This window comes from Streptomyces sp. NPDC059874, from assembly GCF_042731135.1.
GTDB lineage: Bacteria > Actinomycetota > Actinomycetes > Streptomycetales > Streptomycetaceae > Streptomyces.
This window is the reverse complement of record NZ_JBHWJY010000048.1, coordinates 1-11,781: the sequence shown is the minus strand read 5'-3', so window position 1 is coordinate 11,781 and position 11,781 is coordinate 1. Positions and strand designations below refer to the sequence as shown.

The following is an 11,781-nucleotide window of genomic DNA, read 5'->3' as shown; positions in this document are numbered from 1 at the left end:
GTAGAGACCCCCACTGACAATCGCTCTGACCTGCAACAACGCTGTGAACAGGGCCCGTTGTCAGTGGCGTGGTGCACCGTGGATTCAGCAGTCGGGAGCGGCTGCCGAGCATTGGAGGGGGACCATGACCAAGCACGAGAACGGCACGGGCGCCGAGGCGCTGCGACCGCACGCCGAAGACGCCTTCGCACACGAACTGAAAGCCCTGGCGGCCGTCGACGACCGGCCCCGCCCGACCCGCTGGAAGCTCTCCCCGTGGGCCGTCGCCACCTACCTGCAGGGCGGCACGCTCGAGGACGGCACGGTCATCACGCCCAAGTACGTGGGACCGCGCCGCATCGTCGAGGTCGCCGTCACCACCCTCGCGACCGACCGCGCCCTGCTCCTGCTCGGAGTCCCCGGCACCGCCAAGACCTGGGTGTCCGAACACCTCGCGGCCGCCGTCAGCGGGGACTCCACCCTCCTCGTCCAGGGCACCGCCGGCACTCCCGAGGAGGCCATCCGGTACGGCTGGAACTACGCCCGGCTCCTGGCCCACGGCCCCAGCCGCGAGGCCCTCGTCCCCAGCCCCGTCATGCGGGCCATGGCCGAGGGCATGACCGCCCGCGTCGAAGAGCTCACCCGCATCCCCGCCGACGTCCAGGACACCCTCATCACCGTCCTGTCCGAGAAGACCCTCCCGATACCGGAGCTCGGCGAAGAGGTGCAGGCCGTGCGCGGGTTCAACCTCATCGCCACCGCCAACGACCGAGACCGCGGGGTCAACGAGCTCTCCAGCGCACTGCGCCGCCGCTTCAACACCGTGGTCCTGCCGCTGCCCGCCACGGCCGACGCAGAGGTGGACATCGTCGCCCGCCGCGTCGACCAGATGGGCCGCGCGCTCGACCTGCCGGCCGCGCCCGAGGGCCTGGAGGAGATCCGCCGCGTCGTCACCGTCTTCCGCGAGCTGCGCGACGGCGTCACCGACGACGGCCGAACCAAGGTGAAGTCCCCGAGCGGCACCCTGTCCACCGCCGAGGCCATCTCCGTCGTCACCGGCGGCCTGGCCCTCGCCGCCCATTTCGGGGACGGCGTGCTGCGCCCCTCCGACGTGGCCGCGGGGATCCTCGGCGCCGTCGTCCGCGACCCGGCCGCCGACAAGGTCGTCTGGCAGGAGTACCTGGAGGCCGTGGTCCGCGAGCGCGATGGCTGGAAGGACTTCTACCGCGCCTGCCGGGAGGTGACGGTATGAGTCCGAGCCCCAAGGGCCCCCTGCTCCTGGGCGTACGGCACCACGGGCCCGGGTCGGCCCGCGCGGTGCGGGCCGCCCTGGAGATCGCCCGCCCTGCGGCCGTCCTGATCGAGGGCCCGCCCGAGGGGGACGAGCTGGTCGCGCTCGCCGCCGACCCGGGCATGCGGCCGCCCGTGGCGCTGCTCGCGCACGCCGCGGACGACCCCGGCAGGGCCGCGTTCTGGCCGCTGGCCGAGTTCTCCCCGGAATGGGTCGCCATCCGCTGGGCGCAGCAGGCGGGCGTACCGGTGCGGTTCATGGACCTGCCGGCCGCGCACTCGCTCGCCGCGGGGGAGAAGGAAACGGAAGGACAGGAGGAAGAGGCGGCCGATTCCGTCCGGGTGGACCCCCTCGCCGTGCTGGCCGAGACCGCCGGGTACGACGACCCCGAGCGCTGGTGGGAGGACGTGGTCGAACACCGGGGGACCAAGGAGACCGACGCACTGGGCGCGTTCGAGGCGCTCGGCGAGGCCATGGGAGCCCTGCGGGAGGCGTACGGCGACGGCGGCCACGCCCGGGACCTCGTGCGCGAGGCGTACATGCGTCAGCGGATGCGGGCCGCCCGCCGGGAGTTCGGCGACGAGTACGCCGTGGTGTGCGGGGCCTGGCACGTCCCGGCACTGCGGGCGAAGACCACCGTGGCAGCGGACAAGGCGCTGCTCGCCGGCCTGCCCAAGGTCAAGGTGGAGACCACCTGGGTGCCCTGGACGCACCGCAGGCTCGCCCGGGCCGGCGGGTACGGGGCGGGCATCACCTCGCCCGGCTGGTACGCCCACCTCTTCTCGGCCTACGACCGGCCCGTCGAGCGGTGGCTGACCAAGGTCGCAGGCCTGCTGCGGGAGGAGGACCGGCAGGTCTCCTCGGCACACGTGATCGAGGCGGTCCGGCTGGCCGAAACCCTCGCCGCGATGCGCGGGAGACCGCTGCCCGGCCTCACGGAGACGCTGGAGGCCGTCCGGGCGGTGATGTGCGACGGCTCCGACGTACCGCTCGCGCTCGTCGAGGACCGCCTGGTGGTCGGCGACGTGCTCGGCGAGGTCCCCGACGGGGCTCCCGTCGTACCGCTGCAGCGCGACCTGACCCGGCAGCAGCGCTCGCTGCGGCTCAAGGCCGAGGCGTACGACCGCGAGTTGGAGCTGGACCTCCGCAAGGACACCGACGCCGCGAAGTCGCTGCTGTTGCACAGGCTGCGGCTGCTCGGGATCGAGTGGGGCAGGCCGACGGCCTCCCGGGGCAGCACCGGGACCTTCCGGGAGACCTGGCGGCTGCGCTGGGAGCCGGAGCTGTCGGTGCGGGTGGCCGAGGCCGGCATCTGGGGCACCACCGTCCTGGCGGCGGCGACCGCCAAGGTCGAGGCCGAAGCGGCCGCGGCGGAGGAGCTCGGCGAGGTCACGGCGCTGGCCGAGCAGTGCCTGTCGGCCGGGCTGTCCGAGGCGCTGCCCGCGGTGCTGCGGGCCCTCGCCGACCGGGCCGCGCTGGACACCGACGTGGCGCGGCTCGCCAAGGCCCTGCCGGCACTGGCCCGTTCGCTTCGGTACGGGGACGTCCGGGGGACCGACGCGGCGGCCCTCGCCACTGTGGCGACCGGCCTCGCCGAGCGGATATGCGTGGCCCTCCCGTCGGCCTGCGCGGCCGGGCTGGACGCCGACGCGGCGGCGGAGCTGCGGGGCCACGTGGACGGGGTGCACGGCGCGGTCGGGCTGCTGGCGGACGCGGAGGAGGGACTGCGCGAGCGCTGGTTCGCCGTGCTGCGGACGCTGGCAGGCCGGGACACCGTGCCCGGCCTGATCCGCGGCCGGGCGGCCCGGCTGCTGCTCGACGACGGGCGGCTGCCGGCCGAGGAGACGGCCCGGCTGATGGGCCTCGCACTGTCCCCGGCGGCCGATCCCGCCGACGCGGCGGGCTGGATCGAGGGCTTCGCGGGCGGGAGTTCGGGCGGCGGCACGCTGCTCGTCCACGACGAACGGCTGCTGGGCCTGATCGACGGCTGGCTGGTGGGGGTTCCGGAGCGGGCGTTCACCGACGTACTGCCCTTGCTGCGGCGCACGTTCGGGGCGTACGAGCCGGGGGTGAAGCGGACGCTGGGCGAGCTGGTCCGCCGGGGCCCTGGCGGGCGGCCGGGCTCGGGGGTCGCCTCGGGTGCGGGCCGCGAGGGCTTCGCCCCCGAGCTGGACCCGGTCCGGGCCGACGCGGTGGTGGACCTGGTCCGCATGCTGCTCGCCGGGGCGGCTCCCGCGGGCTGAGTGCGGCGCCCGCCGCCGCTGGGGCTCCGCCCCAGACCCCGCGCCTCAAACGCCGGCGAGGCTGAACCGCCTCAAACGCCGGCGAGGCTGAACCGCCTCAAACGCCGGCGAGGCTGAAAGGTCGCCTCAAACGCCGGCGAGGCTGAAAGGTCGCCTCAAACGCCGGCGAGGCTGAAAGGTCGGCTCAACGCCGGTGGGGCTGAAAGGTCGCCTCAACGCCGGCGGGGCTGAAAGACCGCCTCGACACCGGCGGGGCTGAAAGACCGCCTCAAACGCCGGTGGGGCTGAAAGGGCGCCCGGGGACCGAAGACGCCGACGGCGAAGGTCGGCACACATGACGAGTGCAGGGGGACGGACAGATGACCAGTACGGAGAACTCGGCGGCGCGGAGTGCCGGTCCGCGAGGCGCAACCGCCGCGAGCCGGGCGGCCGACACCGGCCGGGGAGGGGCCACGAGCACCGCCGGAGGCGAACGGTTGCGGCGGTGGCGGATGGTGCTCGGTGGGGGAGAGGCCGACGGGACCGGGTGTGCGTTGGGCGGGCGGGACGCGGCCATGGACGCCGCGCTCGGCGCGCTGTACGGCGGAGGGGGGAGTGCGGGGTCACGCAAGGGCTCCGGCGAGCGGTCGGCCGGGCTCGGCGGGTCCGCGCCGAACGTGGCCCGCTGGCTCGGGGACATCCGTACGTACTTCCCCAGCTCCGTGGTCCAGGTCATGCAGCGCGACGCGATCGAGCGGCTCGGCCTGTCCGCCCTGCTGCTGGAGCCGGAGATGCTGGAGGCCGTGGAGCCCGATGTCCATCTGGTCGGCACCCTGCTCTCCCTGAACAAGGCGATGCCCGAGACCACGAAGGAGACGGCGCGGGCCGTGGTCCGCAAGGTCGTCGAGCAGTTGGAGAAGAAGCTCGCGACCCGGACCCGGGCCACGCTCACCGGTGCGCTGGACCGGTCCGCCCGGATCAGCAGGCCCCGGCACCACGACATCGACTGGGACCGCACGATTCGGGCCAACCTCAAGAACTACCTGCCGGAGTACCGCACGGTCGTCCCCGAACGGCTGATCGGCTACGGCCGGGCGGCCCAGTCGGTGAAGAAGGAGGTGATCCTCTGCATCGACCAGTCGGGTTCGATGGCCGCGTCCGTCGTCTACGCCTCGGTCTTCGGCGCCGTGCTGGCCTCGATGCGGTCGATCGCCACCCGGTTGGTCGTCTTCGACACCGCCGTCGTGGACCTGACCGATCAGCTCGACGACCCCGTGGACGTCCTCTTCGGCACCCAGCTGGGCGGCGGCACCGACATCAACCGCGCCCTCGCCTACTGCCAGTCGAAGATCACCCGTCCCGCCGACACCGTCGTCGTCCTCATCAGTGATCTGTACGAGGGCGGCATACGCAACGAGATGCTCAAGCGGGTCGCCGCGATGAAGGGAGCCGGGGTCGAGTTCGTCACCCTCCTCGCGCTGTCCGACGAAGGCGCCCCGGCCTACGACCGCGAGCACGCCGCAGCCCTTGCGGCACTTGGGGCGCCGGCCTTCGCCTGCACCCCCGACCTGTTCCCCGAGGTGATGGCGGCGGCGCTGGAGAAGCGGCCCCTCCCCGTGCCCTGACGAGTGCGGACCGCGCCACCCTGTGAATCGGTAGAACGCACGAACTTCCAGCTCAACCGTGAGGCGATCTGTGACAGGTATCACCGCTCAGGTGTGATCTGCGATTTAGGGACCTACGTCCCACGGGGATAACCTGCGGGACGGACATGCCGCGTCCACGGTCACCGTGTGCGCCTTCCTTGTGACAGCGCAGTCACGTTGCCCTCCGCGGCACGCCCACGCAGATAGCAGACAACCGCGAATCACTGCGAATCTTTGAAGACAAGGGACGGACGCGCGTGGACCTGTTCGAGTACCAGGCGAGGGACCTCTTCGCCAAGCACGGTGTACCGGTGCTGGCCGGTGAAGTCATCGACACGCCTGAGGCGGCTCGCGAGGCCACCGAGCGGCTGGGCGGCAAGTCGGTCGTCAAGGCGCAGGTGAAGGTCGGCGGCCGCGGCAAGGCCGGCGGCGTGAAGCTTGCCGCCACCCCGGACGAGGCCGTCGCTCGCGCGACGGACATCCTCGGCATGGACATCAAGGGCCACACGGTCCACAAGGTGATGATCGCCGAGACCGCGCCGGAGATCCTGGAGGAGTACTACGTCTCCTACCTCCTCGACCGGACCAACCGCACCTTCCTGGCCATGGCCTCGGTCGCGGGCGGCATGGACATCGAGCAGGTCGCCGAGGAGACCCCGGAGAAGCTCGCCAAGGTCCCGGTGAACGCCAACGAGGGCGTGACCATCGAGAAGGCCCGCGAGATCGTGGCCCTGGCGCAGTTCCCGGCCGAGGTAGCCGAGAAGGTCGCCGAGGTCCTCGTGACCCTGTGGAAGACCTTCATCGCCGAGGACGCGCTCCTCGTCGAGGTCAACCCGCTCGCGAAGGTCGCCAACGGCGACGTCATCGCCCTCGACGGCAAGGTCTCGCTCGACGAGAACGCCGAGTTCCGCCAGCCGGGCCACGAGGAGTTCGTGGACCACGCGGCCGCGAACCCGCTCGAGGCCGCCGCCAAGGCGAAGAACCTCAACTACGTGAAGCTCGACGGTGAGGTCGGCATCATCGGCAACGGCGCGGGTCTCGTCATGAGCACCCTCGACGTCGTCGCGTACGCCGGCGAGAACCACGGCGGCGTCAAGCCCGCCAACTTCCTGGACATCGGCGGTGGCGCCTCCGCCGCCGTCATGGCCAACGGTCTCGAGATCATCCTCGGCGACCCGGACGTCAAGTCCGTCTTCGTCAACGTCTTCGGTGGCATCACCGCGTGTGACGAGGTCGCCAACGGCATCGTCCAGGCGCTCCAGCTGCTGAAGGACAAGGGCGAAGAGGTCACCAAGCCCCTCGTCGTCCGTCTCGACGGCAACAACGCCGAGCTGGGTCGCAAGATCCTCTCGGACGCCAACCACCCGCTGGTCCAGCGCGTGGACACCATGGACGGCGCGGCCGACAAGGCCGCCGAGCTCGCGGCTGCGAAGTAAGGGCAGAGGTCACAGACTCACATGGCTATCTTCCTCAACAAGGACAGCAAGGTCATCGTCCAGGGCATGACCGGTGCCACGGGCATGAAGCACACCAAGCTGATGCTGGCTGACGGCACCAACATCGTCGGCGGCGTGAACCCGCGCAAGGCCGGCACCACCGTCGACTTCGACGGCACCGAGGTCCCGGTCTTCGGCTCGGTCGCCGAGGCGATGGAGAAGACGGGCGCCAACGTCTCCGTCCTCTTCGTCCCGCCGGCCTTCGCCAAGGCCGCCGTCGTCGAGGCCATCGACGCCGAGATCCCGCTGGCCGTCGTCATCACCGAGGGCATCGCGGTGCACGACTCCGCCGCCTTCTGGGCGTACGCGACCGCCAAGGGCAACAAGACGCGGATCATCGGCCCGAACTGCCCGGGTCTGATCACCCCCGGCCAGTCCAACGCCGGCATCATCCCGGGCGACATCACCAAGCCCGGCAAGATCGGTCTCGTGTCCAAGTCCGGCACGCTGACCTACCAGATGATGTACGAGCTGCGCGACATCGGCTTCACCTCCGCCGTCGGCATCGGTGGCGACCCGGTCATCGGCACCACGCACATCGACGCCCTGGAGGCCTTCGAGGCCGACCCGGAGACCGAGCTGATCGTCATGATCGGTGAGATCGGCGGCGACGCCGAGGAGCGTGCGGCGGACTTCATCGCGAAGAACGTCACCAAGCCGGTCGTCGGCTACGTCGCGGGCTTCACCGCCCCCGAGGGCAAGACCATGGGCCACGCCGGCGCCATCGTCTCCGGTTCTTCTGGCACCGCACAGGCCAAGAAGGAAGCCCTCGAGGCCGCGGGCGTGAAGGTCGGCAAGACGCCGACCGAGACCGCCAAGCTGGCGCGCGAGATCCTGAACGCCGCTCAGTAGGCAGTCCGCGTACGGATGTACGCGTGCACGGGCGTGGCCCGCACCCCTCGGGAGGTGCGGGCCACGCCCTTTTTCATACGCTCCTCATTCGACCTTCGGGACGATCCTGGCCGGACCGGCCGCCGGGTCGGAGCGCAGCTTGTCGTGGAGAGCCCTGCTCTCCTCGGTGAGCCGCTGGGGCCCGCTGTGCGGGGGCACGCCGGAGACGTTCGCCCCGGGGGCGTTCGGCGGGTCGTACTTGGTCGGTGCGGTCGCCGCCGTGTACGCGGTGGCCACGGCGATCACAGCGGTCAGGCCGATCACGGTCCGCGTCCACAGCCGGGTGCGCCGCTCGCCGGCCTCCCGTACGACGGCCGCCGGGCGCGGTTCGAGGGCGACGGCCGGATGCAGCGCGGTGAACTTGTCGCGCAGCAGCGCCGACTGCTTCTCGGGCGCCACGTCGGCCAGCTCAGGGATGCGTGCGGCGAGCGTGGCGTGCGCGTGGAGCAGCCGGTTTCCGGCGGTGGGGGTGCTGGCCTCCGTCTCGGCGGCGGTGTCGGGGAGGTCGAGGCCCACGCCGTCGTACAGCAGCACGGTGCGGCGGTGATTGGTGGGCAGCGCGAGCATCGCGTCGAGGAGGATCCGGTCGGCGGGCTCGGCGGGGGGCTTGTCGGGATGGCGGTGGGCGCGGCGGAACTGGTGCCAGGGGGAGAGCGCGTACTCGTACGCGGCCGCGCGCACCCAGCCCACCGGGTCCGGGTCGGTCGCCACCTCGGGCCAGCGCTCCCAGGCCTGCTGGAAGGCCCGCTCCACGGCCTCCAGAGCGAGGGCGCGGCGGCCGGTGAGCAGGTAGGTCTGCCGGGTCAGGGCGGAGGCGGCGTGGGCGTGGAGGGCGTCGAAGTCCTCGACCGGCAGCCGTTTCGCCTGCGGCGTCGCCTGGTCGGGCTCGGCGGTGGGCTCTGCCCGCGGCGTCTCTTCGGTGGTCGCCCCGGTGGTCCCGGCGGACCCGGGCGCTTCTGCCGGCTCCGGCCGCTGGTCGGGCTGAGCGGTGGTGGTCCGGCCGGCCGCTGCCGAGGCCGTGGCGGCGTCTGCCTGCGGCGCTTCTGCGGTGGACCCCGGCGCCTCTGCCGCCGCGGGTGCCTCCCGCAGGCTGCGCTCGGCGGTTCCGGGCGACGGTGCCGTCGCCTGGTCGGGCTCGGTCGTTCCGTACGGCTCGCGGGTGGGCCCGGGTGAGCCGGGGTGTTCGCCGGCGCTGACCGGCGTCGGGGGCTTGGCGTCGTGCCGAACCGCACCGGCGGTGGCCTTGGTGGCGGCCTTGGGCCGGGTCCCGGCCGCAGTGCCCCGTACCGGCTCCGCACCGGCGAAGGCCCGTGCGGACCCGGTTGCTCCGGCAGGGTCGGGCGACCCCGCGGGCGTCTGCTCGACGGGCGCCGGGGTACGGGCGGCTGAGTCGGTGTCAGCGGCCCCCGCCCGGGCGGCGGGCCGGGGCGCGGCTTCGGTCGGCGCGACCGCCTCCGACCCCGCAGGGGTGGCCTCGGGCGTCGTGGCGGGCTCGTCCGCTTCCAGCCCCGCGGGGACGTTCGCGCGCGCGGCGGTGGGCTCGGCCGGGGCCTGGAGGCGGGTCAGAAAGCGGGCGTACAGCTCCAGTTTGCGCCCGCGCGGGGCCGTTCGGCCGGTTTCCCAGGAGCGGACCGTGGTCGGGGTGACGCCCACGGCCGCCGCGACCTCATCGTGCGTCAGATCCGCCGCTTCGCGCAGTCTGCGGCGCTCCTTCGGGGACGGGAGGCTCCGCTCCGCGTCCGATGCGGAGGTCGTCTCGACGCTTTGTGTCATGCCACACTCCCCGCGACCCGACAGCCCTGGGCGAAAAAGTACATAAACGTATATTGAGCGACACCACGGGCATTCGCCTGTTACCCGCTCATAGCGCGTGTCGTTGGCACCATGGCGGGGTGACCCAAGTGACCGAACGCGGGACCCCGTTGCCGGCGGCACCGCGAGCCGGCCGGCGGCGCCGTTCGCCGGCCGCCGCCGCATGCGTGATGGGCGGCGCCCTGGCGGCCGGGCTCGGGCTCGGCTTCCTCGCCGTGCTCGTCATCGTCCTGTGGATCAGCTCCCCGTACCCCGACAGTGGCCCCGGCGGAGCCCTGCACCTCGCCGCCGGTCTGTGGCTGCTCGCGCACGGCACGGAGCTGGTGCGGTACGAGACCCTGTCCGGCGTGCCCGCACCCGTCGGGGTGACCCCGCTGCTGCTCGTCGCCCTGCCCGCACTGCTGATGCGGCGGGCCGCCCGGCTGGGGATCGGCTCCGAGGAGGGCGACGAGGAGGTGCTGCCCGGCAGCGCCGTCTTCTCGGCCGTGCTCTGCGGATACCTCACGGTCGGGGCCCTCGCCACGGTGTACGCGGCCGGGGGGCCGATGCCGGCCGACCCGCTCAGCGCGGCCTGGCACGTACCGCTGGTCGCCGTGGTCGCCGCCGCCGGCGGGGTGTGGGCGGCCCGGGGGCGTCAGCTCGGGCCGCTGCCGTCCTGGGTGCCCGGGGGCGTACGGAAGGCAGTCGCACGCCCCCGTTACGCGCTGGCGCTCCGTGCCGGGGCGGGTGGGGCCCTCGTACTCCTGGGCGGCGGCGCGCTCCTCGTCGGCGGCTCGCTCGCGTGGCACGGGGCGGAGGCGCAGGCGTCGTTCCTGGCGCTGACCGGGGTGTGGTCGGGCCGGTTCGCGGTGCTGCTGCTGGCGGTGGCGCTGATCCCGAACGCCATGGTCTGGGGGGCGGCCTACGCCCTCGGGCCCGGTTTCGCCCTCGGCGCCGGCGCGAGCGCCACCCCGCTCGGCTTCTCCGGATCGCCCTCGCTGCCGCGCTTCCCGCTGCTCGCCGCGCTGCCGCCCGAAGGGCCCGGCACCCCCCTGACCTGGGCGGCCGCCGGAGTGCCGGTGGTGGCCGGGGTGGCGGTGGGCTGGTTCGCGGTACGCCGGGCGCGGGAGGTCTCGTACGGGGAGACCGCGCTCACCGCCGCGCTGGGCGCGCTGGTGTGCGGGCTGGCCATGGCCGGGCTGGCGGCGGCCTCGGCGGGTCCGATGGGGTCGGGGCGGCTCGCGGAGTTCGGGCCGGTGTGGTGGGCGGTGGGGGCGGCGGCCTTCGCGTGGACCCTGCCGGGGGTGGTGGTGGCGGTGGCGGTGCATGCGTGGCGGAACCGGCCGGTGGCCGTGGCGGCTGACGCCTGGCACGACAGTGGGGTGCGGGAGCTTCGCTGGGAGGCGCTGAGGGCGGCCGCCGGTGGGCTGATCCCGGACATCTCGACGCCGTTGCCGGCCCCCGCCTCGGCCCCACCGGTCGCGGAGCCGGCGCCTGCCGCTGCCCCGGTGCGGGTGCTGACCGTTGTGCCCGCGGTCGGGCCGGACCTCACCGTGCCGCCGGCTGCGCCGCCGCCGTTGGTGCCGCCGGTGGTTGGTGCCCGGGTGCTGGCCCGCCGCAAGCCGTCGGCGTAGCCCGCCCCTGTCTGCGGCGCCGCTGCCGGGGGCGCTGCCCCCGGACCCCCGCGCCTCAAACGCCGGCGAGGCTGGATCTGCTTCGGGCGGCAGGGGCGAAAACCAGCCCCCCCGGCGTTTGAGGAGCGGGGTACGGGGCGGTCGTCAGGGGGTGTTACTGGCGGACCTTCAGGATGTCGCCCACGAAGTTCTTCGGGAGCAGGGTGTTGCACTGGAGTTCCGCGGACTGGGTCAGGGCGTCGTCGCGGCAGACGTAGAAGTCCTTGTAGACCAGCTGCAGCGCGTACGAGCTCATCGCCAGCAGGATCGCCAGCGAAGCCGTGACCAGCCCGCTCACCGCCGCCGTGCGCTGGGGGCGGGCCGCCGGGCCCAGGGCTGCCAGGCCGCCTTGGGGCTGGACCTGGGGCTGGTCCGGGTCGGCCGCGGGGGCCGGGCGGCCGCGCAGGGCGCTGATGCCCCAGTACACGGCCAGCGCGCCGAGCAGCAGGCCCACCGAGGGGATGCCGAAGATGCCGAAGAAGAAGCCCCACATGCCGGCCAGCAGCGCGTAACGGGCCCGCCGCTGGATCGGGTCCGTCGGGTCCCAGCGGGCCGGTCCGCCGCCCTGGCCGTCCGCGTTCCGCTGCTCCTCCTCGGGCCCCGGTCCGCCGTCGGCGCCCGCCCGCGGCTGCCACGGCTGGTCGGGCCGGCCCTCCGGCGGAGCGGCGAACGGGTTGTCGTCGGTGGAGGGGGTGGTGGGGGTGGAGGAGTCGGGCTGGCGGCGGTCCGGCATCGGGTGCGTTTCTTCCCCTGTGTCATGGACGTCAGCGCGACGTCGAGGCGTGTACGCCA

Annotated in this window: 8 protein-coding genes; 6 read left to right on the top strand and 2 right to left on the bottom strand. The window is 73.4% G+C overall.

From position 1 onward, the window contains the following. Positions 1 to 124: 124 nt before the first annotated feature. The 5 genes from ACFV9H_RS25440 to sucD all read left to right on the top strand — a co-directional run bounded on the left by ACFV9H_RS25440 (position 125) and on the right by sucD (position 7,486). Positions 125 to 1,231 (top strand): AAA family ATPase, encoded by a 1,107-nt coding sequence (locus tag ACFV9H_RS25440; RefSeq protein ID WP_385402202.1) that lies wholly within the window; start codon positions 125 to 127, stop codon positions 1,229 to 1,231. Then, positions 1,228 to 3,513, top strand: a complete 2,286-nt coding sequence (locus ACFV9H_RS25435) for a DUF5682 family protein (RefSeq protein WP_385402200.1) — start codon at positions 1,228 to 1,230, stop codon at positions 3,511 to 3,513. Before ACFV9H_RS25440 ends, ACFV9H_RS25435 begins: the two co-directional genes overlap by 4 nt. Positions 3,514 to 4,004: 491 nt before the next feature. Continuing rightward, positions 4,005 to 5,117, top strand: coding sequence for a vWA domain-containing protein (locus tag ACFV9H_RS25430; protein WP_385402308.1), 1,113 nt, complete (start codon positions 4,005 to 4,007; stop codon positions 5,115 to 5,117). 278 nt (positions 5,118 to 5,395) lie between these two features. Beyond that, complete coding sequence (gene sucC / locus ACFV9H_RS25425; RefSeq protein WP_385402198.1) at positions 5,396 to 6,574, top strand: ADP-forming succinate--CoA ligase subunit beta; 1,179 nt, start codon at positions 5,396 to 5,398, stop codon at positions 6,572 to 6,574. 21 nt (positions 6,575 to 6,595) lie between these two features. After that, complete coding sequence (sucD, locus tag ACFV9H_RS25420) at positions 6,596 to 7,486, top strand: succinate--CoA ligase subunit alpha (RefSeq protein ID WP_030710487.1); 891 nt, start codon at positions 6,596 to 6,598, stop codon at positions 7,484 to 7,486. A gap of 84 nt (positions 7,487 to 7,570) precedes the next feature. Here sucD and ACFV9H_RS25415 read toward each other — a convergent pair whose 3' ends face one another. Further along, positions 7,571 to 9,298: a helix-turn-helix domain-containing protein gene (locus ACFV9H_RS25415; protein ID WP_385402196.1), complete on the bottom strand. Its 1,728-nt coding sequence runs from the start codon at positions 9,296 to 9,298 to the stop codon at positions 7,571 to 7,573. Between the two features lie 119 nt (positions 9,299 to 9,417). Between ACFV9H_RS25415 and ACFV9H_RS25410 the strand changes: the two genes are divergently transcribed. Then, positions 9,418 to 10,950 carry a DUF6350 family protein gene (locus tag ACFV9H_RS25410; RefSeq protein ID WP_385402194.1) on the top strand — a complete coding sequence of 511 codons (1,533 nt, stop codon included), beginning with the start codon at positions 9,418 to 9,420 and terminating at the stop codon, positions 10,948 to 10,950. A gap of 154 nt (positions 10,951 to 11,104) precedes the next feature. Here ACFV9H_RS25410 and ACFV9H_RS25405 read toward each other — a convergent pair whose 3' ends face one another. Then, positions 11,105 to 11,722, bottom strand: coding sequence for a hypothetical protein (locus ACFV9H_RS25405; RefSeq protein ID WP_385402191.1), 618 nt, complete (start codon positions 11,720 to 11,722; stop codon positions 11,105 to 11,107). Positions 11,723 to 11,781 lie beyond the last annotated feature (59 nt).